This window comes from Ensifer sp. ENS11, assembly GCF_014851895.1.
Classification (GTDB): domain Bacteria; phylum Pseudomonadota; class Alphaproteobacteria; order Rhizobiales; family Rhizobiaceae; genus Ensifer; species Ensifer canadensis.
In genome coordinates this window covers 137,997-155,303 of the sequence record NZ_JACVAN010000009.1, presented here as the reverse complement: position 1 = coordinate 155,303, position 17,307 = coordinate 137,997, and the positions used below count along the sequence as shown (strand labels likewise).

General features: G+C 61.8%; 12 protein-coding genes and 1 pseudogene. 2 read left to right on the top strand and 11 right to left on the bottom strand.

All coding sequences use genetic code 11. The features are described from left to right. Positions 1–11: 11 nt before the first annotated feature. The gene (locus tag IB264_RS19020; protein ID WP_025430166.1) at positions 12–1,706 is read right to left on the bottom strand and encodes a SulP family inorganic anion transporter; all 1,695 of its coding nucleotides are present in this window, start codon (positions 1,704–1,706) and stop codon (positions 12–14) included. Positions 1,707–2,326: 620 nt separating this feature from the next. Continuing rightward, on the bottom strand, positions 2,327–3,421 hold the full coding sequence (locus tag IB264_RS19015; protein ID WP_025430167.1) for a YihY/virulence factor BrkB family protein: 1,095 nt from the start codon (positions 3,419–3,421) through the stop codon (positions 2,327–2,329). A 182-nt stretch (positions 3,422–3,603) separates the two neighbouring features. Here IB264_RS19015 and IB264_RS19010 point away from each other — a divergent pair, with 182 nt between their 5' ends. After that, positions 3,604–4,008, top strand: coding sequence for a GFA family protein (locus tag IB264_RS19010; RefSeq protein WP_025430168.1), 405 nt, complete (start codon positions 3,604–3,606; stop codon positions 4,006–4,008). 45 nt (positions 4,009–4,053) lie between these two features. After that, complete coding sequence (gene nadE / locus IB264_RS19005; protein WP_309141655.1) at positions 4,054–4,896, top strand: ammonia-dependent NAD(+) synthetase; 843 nt, start codon at positions 4,054–4,056, stop codon at positions 4,894–4,896. Between the two features lie 199 nt (positions 4,897–5,095). Here nadE and cysG read toward each other — a convergent pair. The 9 genes and pseudogenes from cysG to IB264_RS18960 form a co-directional block, all read right to left on the bottom strand. Next, positions 5,096–6,238 (bottom strand): annotated as a pseudogene (gene cysG, locus IB264_RS19000) (siroheme synthase CysG); the annotation flags it as partial. Next, on the bottom strand, positions 6,210–8,867 hold the full coding sequence (locus IB264_RS18995) for a nitrate reductase (protein ID WP_025430171.1): 2,658 nt from the start codon (positions 8,865–8,867) through the stop codon (positions 6,210–6,212). The gene IB264_RS18995 and the pseudogene cysG, both read right to left, overlap by 29 nt. A gap of 2 nt (positions 8,868–8,869) precedes the next feature. Then, positions 8,870–9,205, bottom strand: coding sequence for a nitrite reductase small subunit NirD (gene nirD / locus IB264_RS18990; RefSeq protein ID WP_025430172.1), 336 nt, complete (start codon positions 9,203–9,205; stop codon positions 8,870–8,872). Between the two features lie 4 nt (positions 9,206–9,209). Continuing rightward, a complete protein-coding gene (gene nirB, locus IB264_RS18985) occupies positions 9,210–11,672 on the bottom strand; it encodes a nitrite reductase large subunit NirB (protein WP_025430173.1) in 2,463 nt (820 codons plus the stop codon). Between the two features lie 6 nt (positions 11,673–11,678). Continuing rightward, positions 11,679–12,479: an ABC transporter ATP-binding protein gene (locus IB264_RS18980; protein WP_025430174.1), complete on the bottom strand. Its 801-nt coding sequence runs from the start codon at positions 12,477–12,479 to the stop codon at positions 11,679–11,681. 14 nt (positions 12,480–12,493) lie between these two features. Beyond that, positions 12,494–13,387, bottom strand: a complete 894-nt coding sequence (gene ntrB / locus IB264_RS18975; protein WP_025430175.1) for a nitrate ABC transporter permease — start codon at positions 13,385–13,387, stop codon at positions 12,494–12,496. A gap of 58 nt (positions 13,388–13,445) precedes the next feature. Then, positions 13,446–14,738, bottom strand: coding sequence for a CmpA/NrtA family ABC transporter substrate-binding protein (locus tag IB264_RS18970; protein WP_025430176.1), 1,293 nt, complete (start codon positions 14,736–14,738; stop codon positions 13,446–13,448). A 354-nt stretch (positions 14,739–15,092) separates the two neighbouring features. Next, entirely contained in the window at positions 15,093–16,319 is a 1,227-nt protein-coding gene (locus IB264_RS18965) for a CmpA/NrtA family ABC transporter substrate-binding protein (protein WP_375154974.1), read from the bottom strand. Positions 16,320–16,440: 121 nt separating this feature from the next. Continuing rightward, positions 16,441–17,028: an ANTAR domain-containing response regulator gene (locus IB264_RS18960; RefSeq protein ID WP_025430178.1), complete on the bottom strand. Its 588-nt coding sequence runs from the start codon at positions 17,026–17,028 to the stop codon at positions 16,441–16,443. Positions 17,029–17,307: the final 279 nt, after the last annotated feature.

Sequence of the window (17,307 nt, the reverse complement as noted above, 5' to 3'; positions counted from 1 at the left end):
GCGCCGACACGTCAGGTCGTTGCCGCACCGGGCTGTGACGGCGCGACCGTGAGGCTGTCCTGGTGGTGGCGGATACCAGAGCGGGTATTGAAGAACATGCGGTCAGGGCCAAGCTGGTCGGCAAACCCCGATGCCCTGATATAGGCGAGCACATCCGGGTTGAGGCCTGCGAGCCAGAGTTCGATGCCCCCGCGCGCAAGGCTTCGCTCGCCATCAATGATCATCTGGAGTGCCGAGTATTCGATGTCGAAAACGCGACTAAGGTCCAGCATCAGAACGCGCGGCTTTTGTTCATTGGCCAGCGTACGAATACGGTCGCCGACCTGCTGGGCGTTCACGAAGAAGAGCCTCCCCTCCGGGCGCACGATCAGCATTCCCTCGAAGGTTTCGTCGTCTGGATGCTCGGCCGAAAGCGGCCGCAAGACGTCTGCGCCGCGTTTGCGGCCTACGACATGGACGCGCGGGTTTGCCGCCTGGCCCGAGAGACCGACGAGCGACAGAGTGATAGCGACCAGAATGCCCTGGAGCGTGCCGAACAAGAGCACGCCGAGGAAGGCGGCGAGTGCCCAGCGAAACTCCATCCGGCGAACCTTGCGTATCGAGACGAACTCGGTGGGTTTGATGAGACCGACGGAGTAGACGATGACGATGGCCGCGAGCACGGCCTGCGGCAAGAGGCCGAGCAACGGTGCAAGAACGAGCATCGTCGCCGCTGCCGCCGCTGCCGTGACCAGCGAGGCCTTTTGTGTGCGCCCACCGACGGCGCGCACCACCGCCGTCTGCGATGTGCCGCCGCCTGCCGGCATCGCGCCGAACAGCCCGCCGGCCAGATTGGCAGCGCCCGTCGCCATCAGTTCGCGGTTTGGCTGGATCGGAGGCTCCCCCGCGACCGAGAAGGCTCGCCCGGCAGCAATCGTCTCGGTGAAGCTCATCAATGCGATGCCGCACGCCCCAGGGATGAGCTGCAGGACCAGGTCGATATTCGGCAGTACCAATGAAGGCAGAGCCTGCGGAATGTGCCCGACTGTGGCGACGCCTGCCGGTCCAAGGCCCGCCAACCACGAGATCGCTATCCCGGCCGCGACTATAGCGAGCGGAGCCGGAGAATGCGGCCAACGGCCTTCCATGACCAGCAGGAGCACCAGCGCCGTGGCACCGACTGCGAATGTAACGAGCGACGTCTCGGGCAAATGGTGGACGAGGCTCAGAATATCCCGGAAGAACCCCTCCTTGGTAAAATGCAGCCCGAACAGTTTTGGCACCTGGTCCAACACGATGACGAGGCCGATCCCGGCCTTGAAACCCGTGAGCACCGGCGACGAAATGAAATTTGCCACGAAACCCAAACGAAGCGCCGAAGCCGCGATCAAAAGCAGTCCCGTGAGCGCCGTCAGCGTTGCGGTCGCTGTGAGCAATCGTTCAGGGTTCCCATCCGGTACGACGAGCGCAAGCTGGCTCGCGGTCAGGATCGCGAGCGTGGTCGTCGAACTGACGCTGAGCACGCGCGAGGTGCCGAGCAGGGCATAGACGATCATCGGTACAAAGGCGGTGTAGAGCCCGACGCTGACAGGAAGGCCGGCAACGGTCGCATAGGCCATGGCCTTCGGCAGCACCACGGCAGCCGCCGTCAGGCCCGCGATCATGTCCGGGCGCAGGGTACCGGCCGATGAATGGGCGGATTGGTCGGCATGCGGTAACGGGACCATTATCTTGCCCTCTTATGGCTATGTGCCAGGTCAAAACGACCATCACTTGCCACGACAGCGCAGAATCATCCGCTCGCCACCCCGGAGATCCCCACGCGCAACAATCTGAACACGATCACGATCGCTCGCCAAGCCCTCTTAGATTTGACGAGGATAAATTTCGGGTTTCGCATTGTGAGCACCGGCGTGCAGGAGGCGGCAGCCAGTTTTGCTCGCCACAAACAATGCATGCTTCAGACGAGAACGTGCGCCTAAATGCAGAACCGTCGGTGCATCGAGGCAAGGCTCGACCAGGCCGGTAACGCGGGTATCCGCTGGCAAACATGAAGGGTATCCCGCGCTCCGTCAGGCGGTATGCCACGGGGGATGATTGTTTGCCGGCCAGGTTGATGTCCAGGATGGCGAAATCGAAGTCTTCATTGTCCGCGGCAGCCAAGGCGACTTCTACCGCATCGCCGGCCCAATGATCTGATGGCCAAGATCGCTGACCGTATCTTCAATGAGCGTGGCAACGAGTATTTCGTCCTCAACAATAAGTATCCGCGCGATTTAGACACCGCCCGCCGCCGGCTTGTAGGCGAACCGACAGATTGCACGGCGCCGCATTGATCTGGCGCTTACTAGTTGACGATCCTGCCAATGTTGTCGGCCATGTACGCTCCACGCGCTCCCATCGGCAGTGGAGCGCCAGTCGTAGTGTCTCGAGATGTCTGGTGCTCGAGTTCGGCATTGAGTTCGGCCCCGACGATCAGAATGCATACCGATAACCAGATCCACATCATAAACCCAACGAGACCGCCTAAAGCGCCGTAGGTTGCATTGTAGTCGGCGAACTTGTCGAGGTACCAGGAAAAGCACAGGGTCATGACTACCCAGGCCAAGGTGGAGAAGAGCGCGCCCCAGGTCAGCCACCTAAGCCTGGCGGGCTGCCGGCTGGGCCCGAAGCGGTATACGGCGGTCATCGCCAGCAACGATACGAGCATGAGGATGGGCCAGCGAACAAGCAACGCCAGCGTTTCCTTCCATGGCTCGAGCCAGACAAGTTGCAGGATCGCAGGCAGTAGCGCCATTACGCCTATCAGGAAGACTGCGGCGAGTATTGCGCAGAACGTAAACGCAAGCGCTATCAGGTTCAATTTGACGAAGCGACGCTTCTCGTTTTCCTCATAGGCCACATTCATTGCGTCAAACACAGCCAAAGTGCCGTTGTGCGTGCTCCAGACAGCGATCATGAGCCCAACGAGGAACGCTATCCCGAGGGTGGTGTCTCGCCGCTCGACAAGGGCATGGAGTTGCTCCGAGAAAACTTCGAACGTTCCGGGTGGAAGCATGCCTGCCAGGTCGCGGAGATGGTCGGAAATAACGGCCGGATCTGCCATCAACCCATAGAGCGATACGAGAGCAGCAAGCGCTGGAAACAAGGCGAGCAGCAAGTAGAAGGTCACTCCGGCCGCAACGAAAGCCACCCGATCTTCAGCAACCTCATGCACGACTCGCCAAAACACATCGCGCAAACCTCGCGCTGGCAATTGTTCCGGCACCGATGCATAGCGTCCGTGCTCATCCTCCACAATCGAATGCTGGTCATTGGACATCGATACTCCTCGCGCGCGTATCGCTGTCTGCCGGGATAAAAGGAAACTGACGGCGACCATCGCTACCGCAACTACGGCTATTGCCGCCGCAGGATCCGTTGTGATGCGTTTCGGCAACATCAGACGCTCCGATGATTTCAAGGCGTCAACGTTTGACCCTCCATTTGGATGCATTGGGCTTGGCAAATACTACCGGCTTTGGCTCCCTTCATTTTCGAGGCCCAGCAATGGCAATCTGGATCCCGGTGAGTCATTGATGATCGAACCAGCCCCCGCCTGTGGAGGGAAACGGAGCCACAACCATGACGAAGAGATCAGGTAGCTGCCTCTGCGGGCAGGTCAAATACGAGGTGAAAGGCGAACCCATCCGAGTTGGTATCTGTCACTGCGCCAATTGCCGTCGGGAGAGCGGATCGGCATTCACATTCTACGCCATTTGGGCCAGAGACGATTTCGCCGCTAGCGGGGAGACGACGCTTGCCCATAACGGACAGCGTTTCTGCACACGCTGCAGCTCCCACATGTTTGCCTATGACGAAGATGAAGCCGAGGTCCAGCTTGGCACCTTGAACGATGCACCGACCAAACTGGTTCCGACCTATGAATTGTGGGTGAAGAGACGTGAGCCCTGGCTTGCCCCAGTGCCGGGCGCCGAGCAACATTGGGAAGACCGCCACACAAGACGAACAGGCGATGACAGCGCTTGACGCGTCCGCGTCGAATGGGAGGCAGATTTGACCGGAAATTGGTCAGTGGATGAGCAATTCGAGATCATTCGGGCACTCGGCGTGCCAGGCGCGTTCGATGCAGAGAGGGAAGCAAGAGAGCGGATTGCTTTTTTGGCCGGCTATTTGCGACAGGCAAATGCCCGGGCCTATGTATTGGGTATAAGCGGTGGGGTCGATTCCCTGACTGCCGGCTTGCTTGCACAGGCCGCCGTCCGGGCGTTGCGCGAGGACGGCTATCTCGCGCAGTTCATCGCCGTTCGGCTGCCCTATGGGACACAGGCTGACGAAGCGGCCGCTCGCGAATGTCTGGCGGTGATCAACCCCGATCTTGGCCTGGAAGCAAATGTCAAACCGGCTGCCGACGCTTTGTTCACTGAGGTTCGAAAATCCGCTGGCGATCTTTTTGGCACGGCTCGCGACGACTTCCACCTCGGCAATGTGAAGGCGCGTCAGCGGATGATCTACCAGTACGCGATCGCCGGTGCCGCAAACGGGCTGGTGATTGGAACGGACCATGCCGCCGAGGCCCTGATGGGCTTCTTCACCAAGCACGGAGACGGCGCCGCAGATGTCGTCCCTCTCAGTGGGCTGAACAAGAGACGGGTACGCGCCATCGCCACTTACATGGGCGCACCGTCCGATCTCGTCTCCAAGGTCCCCACAGCCGATCTGGAGACAGACGCCCCGCTGAAGCCCGATGAAGAGGTCTATGGAATTGGCTATGACGCGATCGATGACTTCCTCGAAGGAAAGACCATAAGCAAGTCGGCCGCCGAGCGAATTCTTGCTGCGTATCGGGGGAGCGGACATAAACGTGCGCTGCCGATCGGCCCTGCTTTCGTCGCGGATCCCGCAGCGGCGCCTTGATCAGAGTTCATGGTGGCGCTTCGCCCAGGGCGAATGACAGAGATGCTGCAGCGGCCGGTCCCAGAGGAAGTGACGACGCTACTGGCGGTTTGCTGCCTATAGAACCACAGCGCGAAATGCGCATCTAAGATGCGTCCCTCAACTGTCGCCTTGCGATCGTTGTCAATCAAGGCGGTCTGCGTCGTCACGCCCAACGGAAGATGGGATCGCTATGATCCCGGTCTCCAACCGGGACGCACAGGCGTGCCGCCATGGCGCTCGCCGCCGCGATGCCCGGGACGACATCGACCGCAATGCCCCTTTCTTCCAACCGGGCGATCTCCTCGCGGCCACGGCCGACAATCGCCGGGTCACCGGATTGCAGCCGGACAACCCGTTTGCCGGCACGTGCCCAGGATACCATCATGTCGTTGAGGTCTTCGTGGCTGCAGTTCGTGCGCCCACCACGTTTGCCGACAAGCAGACGCTTGGCTTCGCGCCGGGCAAGCTCCAGCACCTCATCGGAAACAAGATCGTCGAAAAGGATGACATCGGCTGCTTGCAAAGCCCGCACCGCCTTCAGCGTCAGGTGCTCCGCGTCACCCGGCCCGGCACCGACGAGCGTGACGCGGCCGGTGTCGGTCCGGTTCGCCGCAAGGCGATCCACCTCCGCCACCAGCCGCATCTCGACACCCTCCTCCGGTGTCTCCTGAAAGGCACGATCGACAAAACGCTCCCAAAAGGCGCGGCGTGCCGCGCCGGGCTTGAGGCGCGCATTGACCTTGTCGCGGATCGCCTGTGCCAGCGACGCCCAATCCTTCAGGACCGGCGGCAGCAAGGTCTCGATGCGCCGGCGGATCGCCTGGGCAAGAATGGGCGCGGCGCCGTCAGTCGATATTGCGACAATGACCGGCGAGCGATTGACGATGGAGCCGAACTGAAACTGGCAATAGGCCGGTTTGTCGATGATGTTGACCGGCACGCCAGCCGCATTGGCCGCCTCGAAGAAGGACCGCGCGTCCTCATCGCCCTCGCAGTCGGCAATCGCAAGCGCCGCGCCAGCGATCGCTTCCTTTGTCCAGGCCTCGCGGTGATGAGTGAACCTGCCGCCTGGGTGAGAGGAACCGGCCTCGAACAGGCGGGCGCAGGCCTCTCCGATTTCCTCAGGCGGTGCATAGACATGCACCTCGGCACCGCAGGCCGCCAACAGTTCCGCCTTCCAGGCGCAGGCGTCGGAGCCGCCGGCCACAACGACACGGCGGCCTTCGAGCGCAAAGAACACGGGCAGCTTCGCTAAAGGCATCATGCGCGGCGGGTCCGCGCGCAGGCGCCTTTCATTCCGCGGCAGCAGCAAGGCATCCATCGACGATCCCCCTGATCTCGGCGCGGCACGAGCCGCAATTGGTTCCGGCATTCAGCGTCTGGCCGATAGCTTCGACCGAGCGGCAGCCGCCACGGACGGCAGCAACGATCTGGTTGATCCCGACATTGAAACAGGAGCAGACGGTTGCTCCCGGATCGGGCTTATCCGCACCCGGTCGGCCGGCCACGAGCGCAAAGCGAAGTCGCAGATCGGCATGCGAGGCGCCGAGCTGCTCCACCGCCCAGCTGCGGGCAACGGCGACGGGTTCTGGCGCGAGATAAAGCGCCAGCAACAGCTTGGCGCCATCGAAGAAGGCAAGCCGGCGATGGCCGGACGGCCCGTCGGCATAGCCGATTGGTTCGATATCCGCCGGGATATCGAAGATGCGTCGGCACCACGCGACCCAATCATCAGGCTCGGTCTGCGACGCCAGTTCGAGCCGCCACCCGCCCCTTGCCTTGGCCAGCGCCCAATAGGCGCAATCAAGCCCTTCCGGCCTTGCGGCACTGACTGCAAATCCATAGGTGGAGGCTGAGAAACGGCGGGCGGAAACGGCAACGTTCTTGGAGGCGGGCTGGCCCGAAACAGGATCGGTGATCGGCGGCACCAAGGCATCGATGCGCGCCTTAGCCGCGAACTGGTCGTTCCAATGCATCGGCACGAAGAGATTGCCGCGCGCCTGGCGGTCGGTGATCAGTGCTCGGACGACCACCGCACCAAAAGGGCTTTCCAGCACCACGAGATCAGCCGGAGAAAGATCAAGCTCCATCGCATCGCGGGGGTGGATCTCGACGAAGGGTTCGCCGATATGGGCGGAGAGCCGCGCGCTCTTTCCCGTCCGGGTCATCGTGTGCCAATGGTCGCGAACGCGCCCCGTATTGAGGGCGAATGGGAAGGCATCGCTGACGCGATCGGCGACCTGGCTTGTGGTCGCGATGAAGCGCGCGCGACCATCCGGATGGTAGAATCCGCCTTCGGCGAAGAAGCGCGTCGCAGTACTTGCCGTGCCCCGCGGCTGCGGCCATTGGAACGGCATGAGTGCATCATAGCCGGCACCATCGATTTCGGCATAGGCGCCGACATCGAAATCGCGCCGGCCATCGTTCTCGAAACCGGAAAGACCGGCATGTTCGGCAAAGATTTCGGATGCCGATGCGTAGGCAAAGGCGCCGGCAAAACCCATGAGGCTGCCGACTTCGGCAAGTTGCCACCAGTCCGCCCGGGCTTCACCAGGAGCCGTCAGGAAACTGCGCTGGCGGGAGATGCGGCGCTCGGAGTTCGTAACGGTGCCATCCTTCTCGCCCCAACCAAGCGAAGGTAACAGCACATGCGCATGACGGGTCGTATCTGTTTGCCTGATGACATCGGAGACCACGACGAAGGGACAGGCCCTGAGCGCCGCCTCGATCGCATCGGCATCCGGCATCGACACGACCGGATTGGTCGCCATGATCCAGATCGCCTTGATGCGCCCGTCGGCGACAGCGCGAAACATGTCGACGGCCTTGAGGCCCGGTCTTGCGGCGATGGCCGGCGCGCCCCAGAAACGTCTGACCTGATCGCGGTCTCCCGCCTTCTCGATGTCCATATGGGCGGCCAGCATATTGGCAAGACCGCCGACCTCGCGGCCGCCCATGGCGTTGGGTTGGCCCGTCAGGGAGAACGGTCCCATGCCGGGTCGGCCGATGCGGCCGGTCGCCAGGTGACAGTTGATGATGGCATTGACCTTGTCGGTGCCGGAGACCGATTGGTTGACCCCCTGGCTGTAGCAGGTGACAACCTTTTCGCTGCTCTCGAAAAGTTGGAAGAAGGCGGCTAGTTCCTGTTCGGCGAGCCCAGTTAGTCGCGCCAGTGTGGCTTGATCGAAGGCGCTTGCTGCGGCGAAGGCCTCGGCGAATCCGCTGGTGTGCGCCGAAATGTAGCCCTGATCAAAAGCCGGGCTGGAGGCCAGGTGCGCAAATAGACCATTGAAGAGCGCGACGTCGCCATCCGGCCGGATCGCCAGATGCATGTCGGCGATATCGGCCGTCATGGTGCGGCGCGGGTCGATGACGACGACCTGCATTTGCGGCCGTGCAGCCTTGGCAGCAACGAGGCGCTGGTAGAGTACCGGATGGCACCAGGCGAGGTTGGAGCCCGTCAGCACCACGAGATCGGCAAGCTCCAGATCCTCGTAGCAACCTGGAACGGTGTCCGATCCGAAGGCGCGGCGATGACCGGCCACCGATGAAGACATGCAAAGGCGCGAGTTGGTGTCGATATTCCCCGAACCGATGAACCCCTTCATCAGTTTGTTGGCGACATAGTAGTCCTCGGTCAGCAACTGACCGGAGACATAGAAGGCGACAGAATCTGGCCCGTGCTCGGCAATCGCCTGCGAAAAGCGATCGGCGACGAGGTCGAGCGCCTCATCCCACTCCGCGGCCTGTCCACCGATCTCGGGATAGAGCAGCCGCCCGTCGAGATCGAGCGTCTCGCCAAGCGCTGCCCCCTTGGAGCAAAGCCGGCCGAAGCTGGCCGGATGATCCGGGTCGCCTTTCACACCGATGCCGCCGTCATCGCCAACCGTCGCGACCACGCCGCAGCCGACACCGCAATAGGGACACGTGGTTTTGACTTCGGTTGCCATGACTACTCCGCCGCGATCATCAGGCTTTCGAGTGCGATAAACAGCGCACCGCCATCGTTGCGCACTGGGATGGTGCGCACGCCCCCCTCGTCTGCACCCAGCGCCTTGCCGGTTTCGAGCGAGATCACCCAGTTGTGCAGCGGGCAAGTGACGGCCGTCCCGTGGACAATGCCCTGCGACAGCGGCCCGCCCTTGTGCGGGCAATGGTCTTCGATCGCAAAGACCTCGTTTTCGGCGGTGCGGAAGACGGCGATCTTGCCCTCGGGCGTGCGCACGCAGCGTGCGCCGCGAAGCGGGATGTCGGAGATGTCACCGATTGAGATCCAGTTCATGTCCATCCCCTCACTCCGCTGCTTCTGAAAATCCGACCGTCGCCATCGGCCGGAACTCGTGCTTGTCCTTGCCGGAGACACGCTCCGACCATGGGTCGACCTGGGCGAATTTCTGGCTGAAGACGAAGCGGTCGAAGAGCGCCTTGCGCCGTTCGGCATCGTCCATGATCTGCCGGCGGATTTCTTCAAGACCGATGCGCTTGGCCCACTTGTAGATGCGCTCGAGATAACGGGCCTGCTCGCGATACATCTGCGTCAGCGCCACGATATGTTCGAGGGCGTCGTCCGCGGTCCTCACCAGACCAAGAACCTCGGTGCCCTTGATGTCGAGCCCGGCTGCACCGGCGAAGTGGATCTCGAAGCCGCTGTCGACGCAGATGACACCGATATCCTTGCAGGTGGCTTCTGCGCAGTTTCTCGGACAGCCGGAGACGGCCAATTTCAGCTTGGCCGGCGTCCAGGACCCCCACATGAATTTTTCGATGCGGATGCCGAGGCCGGTGGAATCCTGGGTGCCGAAGCGGCACCAGTCGGAACCAACGCAGGTCTTCACCGTGCGCAGGCCCTTGGCATAAGCCTGGCCCGACACGAAGCCGGCCTTGCCGAGATCGGCCCAGACGGCCGGCAGGTCTTCCTTCTCGATGCCGAGCAGGTCGATACGCTGACCACCGGTGACCTTGACCATCGGGATCTCGAACTTGTCGACGACGTCGGCAATCGCGCGCAATTCCCCGGAATTCGTGACGCCGCCCCACATGCGCGGAACGACGGAGTAGGTGCCGTCCTTCTGGATATTGGCGTGCACACGCTCGTTGATGAAGCGCGACTGGTAGTCGTCGGCATATTCGTCCGGCCAGTCGCAGACGAGGTAGTAGTTGAGCGCCGGGCGGCATTTGGCGCAGCCGCAGGATGTCTTCCACTCCAGTTCCTGCATCACGGCGGGAATGGTCTTCAGGCCCTTGGCCTTGATCAGGCGGCGGACATCGTCGTGGCCAAGCTCGGTGCAGGTGCACATCGGCTGGACGGCGGCGGGATTGTAGGTTTCGCCAAGCGTCAGCGACATCACCTGCTCAACGAGCCCAGTGCACGAACCGCAGGAAGCGGACGCCTTCGTATGCGCCCTGACATCGTCGAGCGACGTCAGTCCCTTGCCCTGGATCGTCGCCACGATCTTGCCCTTGCACACGCCGTTGCAGCCGCAGATTTCTGCATCATCCGGCAAGGCTGCAACGGCCGCCATAGGGTCCAGCGGGGACCCTCCCTGATAGGCCTGGCCGAAAATGAGCGTTTCGCGCATTTCCGAGATATCGGTGGCTTTCTTCTTCAGATCGTTGAACCAGGCGCCATCGGCGGTTTCGCCATAAAGCACTGTGCCGATGATGCGGTTGTCCTTCAGCACCAGCCGCTTGTAGACGCCGCCGGCTGCATCGCGCAGCACGATCTCCTCGCGATCGTCGCCTTCGGCAAAGTCTCCGAGGGAGAACAGGTTGATGCCGGTGACTTTGAGCTTCGTCGGCGTGTCGGAATGCACGAAGGCGGGCGAGCGATCGCCCGCCAGATGCGATGCGGCGATGCGCGCCATTTCGTAGAGTGGTGCGACGAGGCCGTAGACCATGCCGCCGACCTCGGCGCATTCGCCAAGCGCCAGGATATCGCCATCGGAGGTCTGCATGCCGTCGTCGACGACGATGCCGCGATTGACCGCTAGGCCGGCTTCCTTGGCGATGCCCGCGTTCGGCCGGATGCCGACAGCCATGACGACGAGTGTCGCGGGAATGATCGTGCCGTTGTCGAGCTCGATTCCCTCGACCTTGCCATCGCCGATGATTGCCTTGGTATTGGCCCTGCAGATGACCTTGATGCCGCGCTCCTCGACGGCTTTCTGCAAGAGATAACCAGCCGCCGGATCGAGTTGGCGCTCCATCAGAGTTGGCATCACGTGCAGTACGGTCACATCCATACCGCGCGAGGCAAGTCCGGCGGCCGCTTCAAGCCCGAGCAGGCCACCGCCAATGACGACAGCCTTTTCGCGCGACTGCGCGGCAAGCAACATTGCCTGCACGTCATCGAGGTCGCGGTAGGTAATAACACCGGGCAGATCTTTGCCGGGAACCGGGATAATGAAGGGCACTGAGCCTGTCGCAATGACAAGCTTGTCGTAGCTTTCGGTCACACCGTGATCAGAGGTCACAGTCTTCTTCGCGCGGTCGATCGCCACGACCTTGTGGCCTTTGTAGAGCGTGATCCCGTGCTTGATGTACCAACCATCGCCGTGGATGATGATCTGCTCGTAGTCTTTTTCGCCGGAAAGGACCGGCGAAAGCATGATGCGGTCGTAGTTGACGCGCGGTTCGGCGTTGAAGATCGTGACCTGATATTGCCCCGGCGCCTGTTCGAACAGGTGCTCCAGCATGCGTCCGGGCGCCATGCCATTGCCGATGATGACGAGTTTTTCGGGCGTTTGATGAGCCATGGGAAATCACTCCGCAGCTTCGACGAAACGGTGGCGCTCGTAGAGGAACTTGAGCACCGCTTCGCGGCATTTGAGGTAGGTTCGGTCGGCCGCCAGTTCGATGCGCCGGCGCGGGCGGGCAAGCGGCACATCGAGGATTTCACCGATGCGCGCCGAAGGTCCATTGGTCATCATGACGATGCGGTCGGAAAGCAGCACCGCCTCGTCGACATCATGGGTGATCATCAGCACCGTATTGCCGAGCTCGGCGTGGATCTGCATCACCTGGTCCTGCAGATGGGCGCGGGTCAGGGCATCGAGCGCGCCGAACGGCTCGTCGAGCAGAAGAACCTTCGGTTCCATGGCCAGCGCCCGGGCGATGCCGACGCGCTGCTTCATGCCGCCGGAAACCTCAGACGGACGCTTGTCGGCGGCATGCGCCATCTGCACCAGCTCGAGATTGCGCATGGTCCATTCGTGACGTTCGGCCTTGCCCTTGGTCGCGCGGAAGACCTTGTCGACGCCGAGGCGGACGTTTTCGTAAACCGTCAACCAGGGCAGCAGGGAATGGTTCTGGAAGACGACGGCGCGGTCCGGTCCCGGCTCGTCGGCAACGCGGCCATCGAGGAGCACGACGCCGGTGGTCGCCTGCGTCAGGCCGGCGACGATATTGAGCAGCGTCGACTTTCCGCAGCCGGAATGGCCGATGATCGAGATGAATTCGCCCTTGTCGACGGAAAGCGAAACCTGCTTCAGAACGTCCGTCCTGACACCGCCGCGTTCGAAGCTCTTGTCGATAAGCTCAAGCGAGAGATAGCTCTTGGTCATGGTCTTTGCCTTTCTCACGCAGTTGCCGTGCCGCGGGTGACGACGCGACCGATGAGGGCGATGAGACGATCGAGGAGGAAGCCGACGATGCCGACGTAGATGAGCGCAACGATGATGTCGCTGATCAGCGACGAGTTCCACGCATCCCAGATGAAGAAACCGATGCCGACGCCGCCGATCAGCATCTCGGCGGCAACGATCGCAAGCCAGGACAAGCCGATGCCGATGCGAAGGCCGGTGAAGATGTAAGGGGCGGCGGCCGGCAGCATGATCTTGGCGAAATACTCGAAGGCATTGAGCCGCAGCACCTTGGCGACGTTCTGGTAGTCCTGCGGAATGTTGCGGATGCCGACGGCGGTGTTGATGATGATCGGCCAGATCGCGGTGATGAAGATCACGAAGATCGCCGAGGGGGTGCCGTCCTGGAAGGCGGCGAGCGACAGCGGCAGCCAGGCGAGCGGCGGCACGGTGCGCAGCACCTGGAAGATCGGATCGAGCCCGCGCATGGCAAGGGCGCTCTGGCCGACGAGTGCGCCGAGCGCGATACCGACGACAGCGGCGAGCGCATAACCGATCGCAACGCGCTGAAGGCTGGCCGAAATATGCCAGAACAGGCCTTGATCGACGCCCTGTCCGACATAGAACGGATGCGCGATCAGCTCCCAGCTTTCCTCCAGAACACGTGTCGGCGCCGGCAGGCTCGAGTCGGGCGCAGAACAGATCACCTGCCAGGCGACGAGGATAAAGCTCAGGGTCACCACCAGCGGGACGAGGTTGGTCAAGGCTGTGGCGAGTGCTGCCGGCAACCGGCGGCTGCCGCCGGGCTTCGTCGCACGGGTAAAGGCGATGACCCGGGCCACGGGCCGCTGAGCAGCCTCCTGCGGAAGCTTGAGATTGGTGACGGACATACCGTTCTCCTAAAGGTTCAAGTCGAGCGGCGGCGGGCGAGCCCGCCGCCAAAAAGGCTCAGGCGACGCGCGAAATGCTCAGGCTCTTCAGGTAAGCCTGCGGGTCTGCGGGATCGAACACCTTGCCGTCGAAGAATTTCTCGATGCCGCGTGAGGTCGAGGTCGGGATGTCGGAGACGCCGAGCTCCTTTGCCGCATCGCGCCAGATATCCTCGCGGTTGACCTTGGCAACGAGCGCCTTGATGTCGGTGTCGGGAGCAAACTTGCCCCAGCGGATGTTCTCCGTCAGGAACCAGCTGTCATGGCTCTGGAAGGGATAGGAGGCGTGGTCGCGCCAGAACTTCATGAAGTGCGGGCTCGCCTCGACGACCTTGCCGTTGCCGTAGTCGTATTCGCCCTTCAGCCGGTCGACGATGTCCTTCGGCGGCACGTTGAACCAGCTGCGCTTGCCGACGATCTTCGCCAGTTCTTCCTTGTTGGCCATGTCGTCGCACCATTGCGCGGCTTCCTGGATGGCCATGGTGAGCGCCCTTGCGGCGCGCGGGTTCTTCTCCACCCAGTCAGCCCGCATGGCGAAGGATTTTTCCGGATGCTCGTTCCAGATTTCGGCGGTGTTGACGGCGGTGTAGCCGATCTTCTGGTTGACGAGCTGCTCGTTCCAGGGCTCGCCGACGCAGAAACAGTCCATGGTGCCGACCTTCATGTTGGCGACCATCTGCGGCGGCGGCACGACGATGGTCTCGACATCGGAGTCCGGATCGATACCGCCAGCGGCAAGCCAATAGCGCAGCCACAGGTCATGCGTGCCGCCGGGGAAGGTCATCGCCACCTTGGCGGCAGCGCCTTCAGCCTTCTTCTTGGCAAAGGCTTGCTTCAGCGCCGATGCATCGAGGCCGACCTTGAGATCGGCATAGGCGCCACCGACCGAGATTGCCTGCGCGTCGAGATTGAGGCGCGCGAGGATCGCCATCGGCAGAGGCTGGTTGTTCTGCGTCACCTTGCCGGTCGAGATCAGGTAAGGCATCGGCGTCAGGATATGGGCGCCATCAATACCGGCGCCGGCCGAACCGAGCACGAGGTTGTCGCGTGTGGTGCCCCAGGAGGCCTGCTTGACCACGTCGACTTCGGTCATGCCGTATTTGTCGAACAAGCCCTTTTCCTTGGCGACGATCAGCGGCGCGGAGTCTGTCAGAGCAATGAAACCGAGAACCGCCTTGGTAGTCTCGGGACCGGCCGACTGTGCAAAGGCGCCGGTCGGGAAGGCCGTCTTGACGGCACCGAGTAGAGCGGCCGTCGCTGTGGTTTTCAGCAGGCCGCGGCGGGTCAGTCCGCCAGTCGAAAACTTGATCATGCGCAGGTTCCTCTGCTGCTGCCGGGCAAAACCGGACATAAAAAAACGCCGCTTGGAGATTGCGTCCGGGATCAGGAGGATTCCTCGGGAAACAAAAACCGTGCGACGTCAGTGTCTCTGGCAAACGCGATCTGGCGTTTGAACTCGCTTCAATCGCCGTTGACCGAAGCAATTTCTTAAAAGCAAGAGCCGTGCCAGTTCGACAAACTAGGAACTAATAGCTTGATATCGAATGATAAAAATACGAACGAGCGTAATTGCCCAGCAAAACAGCTATTATAGAATCTGCTGAATTATTGTGCGCTGCACACAACCGGCTCGGCCGCTCTGCCCAAACAAGCAGCGGCCGAACCATCAGTTGTCAGCGCCAGATGCGGCCACGCTGCCCTCTGCGCGCACAGGAAACGCCTCGACATAGGCCTCAATCGCCGCAGGATCGAAAACATGCCCGTCCATGAAGCGATCCTCAGCGGATGCGCCCTCGATCCTGATATCGGCATCCGCAGGTGCCGCGTCGGCCCCGAGCGCAAGTCGATAAAGGTCCGAGCGATAGGCCGAAGCTGCCGCCGTCATCGCTTCCCGGCTTAGATCGGCCTGTCCCCAGCGCGCCATCTGGCTGTAGATCCACAGTGCGTGGCCCGGGCGGGGATAGTTGGCGAAGTTGCGGTGGAAGACGAAATAGTCGTCGATGACCCGACGCTGTCCTTGAGCGTCGATGGTGAACTCACCGGAAAGCACGCGGCGGATGATTTCAACCGGAGCGCCGACATAGCGCTGGTCAGCGAGCACTTCGGACAAGGCATCGCGATTTTGCGGATCGTCGCACCAGCGCGCGGCAGCATCCAGCGCCACGATCAACCGCGAAACGGTTTCTGGATTGGCTTCGGCCCACTCGGGGCGCATGCCGATGACCTTTTCGGGCGCCGACGGCCAGATATCCTGCTTGGCGGCGACAATACGTCCGACACCGCGCTCGGATGCGACCATGTTCCAGGGCGCGCCGACGCAGAAACCGTCGATCGCGCCGGCTTCGAGCGCGTCGGATGCCATCGGCGGCGGCACGACCACAAGCTTGACGTCACGATCCGGATCAACGCCGCCGGCAGCCAACCAGTACCGGAATTCGTAATTGTGCGAGGAGAACGGATAGGTGACGCCCAAGGTCGACGGCGCATCGCCATTCGCTTTCATGCGCCCAAGTACGGCGGCGAGCGCTTGGGCATTGGCAAGCGCGTCCTCGGCGCCTTCAAGCCCCCCCTCCTCCACCATGCGGGCAAAGAGCCGATTGGACAGCGTGATGGCATTGCCGCCGCGCCCGAGCGAGAAGGGCGTGATCGTCGGCGAAGGATTGGAGCCGAGCCCAAGCACGGCAGCAACCGGCATGGGAGAAAGCATGTGGGCAATATCGAACTGGCGGAAAGCCAAACGGTCGCGGACATTTGCCCAGGACACATCCTTGACCAGGTCCAGCACAAGACCTTCCCTGCGCGCAAAACCGAACTCGGAGGCGGCGATCAGGACCGAGGCATCGACGAGCGGGATGAAGCCGGCACGAAGCGTGCGGGCGCCCTCGCTGCGCATCTTTTGCGGCGCCGGCAAACCGTGACCGGACGAGGTGAGGCCGCTGCCGATATCGCCGAAATTGGCCATGCTGTTCACTCCATTCACTCCTTGCGACCAAGCAGATGCGCCGCGCCCGCCATCACATCAGCAGGCCGGCGGCCGTCACCACGCTTTGCGCGATTTCAGACATCTTCTTTTTTTCGTTCATCGCCGTCTGCCGCAGCAGGGCAAAGGCTTCCTCTTCCGAGAGACCACGGATCTTCATCAGGATGCCCTTGGCGCGCTCGATGACCTTGCGCTCCTCGAGCGCGGACCTGGCATCGGCCAGTTCCCGTTGCAATCGGCTGAAGGCGTTGAAACGACTGACGGCCATGTCCAGGATCGGCTTGACGCGCTCCTTTTTGAGACCGTCGACGATATAGGCGGACACGCCTGCCTCCACCGCTGCCTCGATCGAAGCGGTGTCGGAGCGATCCACGAACATCGCGATCGGCCGCCCGACCGTGCGCGTCAGCTGGAACAGATGCTCCATCATATCGCGATTGGGGTTTTCGATGTCGATGACGATGACATCCGGCCTGAGACTGTCTATGACGCGCGCGACACCCTGAACCTCATGAATGACAGTCACCTTGCGATGCCCGGCCTCATGCAATCCTTCCTCGATGATCGAGGCACGAATGGCGTTCTCGTCGATGACGAGAATGGTGAGGTCGCGGTTTGTCATGAGGCGATCATGATGCAGCGCAGCAATTTCCGCAACAGAATTGCCTATTTTCTTAACAAATTTTCCGCTGCCTATTTTTTAGTCGATGCCGCGTCATTTGTAAGGTCGGAACTTTGCTCCAGACAGCGCTTCCGAAGCCGTAGGCTTCTTTCCGCAGAGATTATTCCCAAGACTATAGAATCCGGCAAGATGCTCACGGGGCATTCTGCGATCGCCTGGCTTCTCAGTAGTCGACGTAGTGGCGAGGGGCCCCATGCAATTGCTGCCAAGTCTGATCTG

Excerpts from the sequence above, each read along its gene's own strand:
- nirB (WP_025430173.1), bottom strand. The coding sequence starts at position 11,672 with ATGGCTCATCAAACGCCCGAAAAACTCGTCATCATCGGCAATGGCATG.
- nirD (WP_025430172.1), bottom strand. The coding sequence starts at position 9,205 with ATGGACATGAACTGGATCTCAATCGGTGACATCTCCGACATCCCGCTT.
- IB264_RS19015 (WP_025430167.1), bottom strand. The coding sequence starts at position 3,421 with ATGTTGCCGAAACGCATCACAACGGATCCTGCGGCGGCAATAGCCGTA.
- IB264_RS18970 (WP_025430176.1), bottom strand. The coding sequence starts at position 14,738 with ATGATCAAGTTTTCGACTGGCGGACTGACCCGCCGCGGCCTGCTGAAA.
- IB264_RS19020 (WP_025430166.1), bottom strand. The coding sequence starts at position 1,706 with ATGGTCCCGTTACCGCATGCCGACCAATCCGCCCATTCATCGGCCGGT.
- IB264_RS19010 (WP_025430168.1), top strand. The coding sequence starts at position 3,604 with ATGACGAAGAGATCAGGTAGCTGCCTCTGCGGGCAGGTCAAATACGAG.
- ntrB (WP_025430175.1), bottom strand. The coding sequence starts at position 13,387 with ATGTCCGTCACCAATCTCAAGCTTCCGCAGGAGGCTGCTCAGCGGCCC.
- IB264_RS18965 (WP_375154974.1), bottom strand. The coding sequence starts at position 16,319 with ATGCGCAGCGAGGGCGCCCGCACGCTTCGTGCCGGCTTCATCCCGCTC.
- IB264_RS18995 (WP_025430171.1), bottom strand. The coding sequence starts at position 8,867 with ATGGCAACCGAAGTCAAAACCACGTGTCCCTATTGCGGTGTCGGCTGC.
- IB264_RS18960 (WP_025430178.1), bottom strand. The coding sequence starts at position 17,028 with ATGACAAACCGCGACCTCACCATTCTCGTCATCGACGAGAACGCCATT.
- IB264_RS18980 (WP_025430174.1), bottom strand. The coding sequence starts at position 12,479 with ATGACCAAGAGCTATCTCTCGCTTGAGCTTATCGACAAGAGCTTCGAA.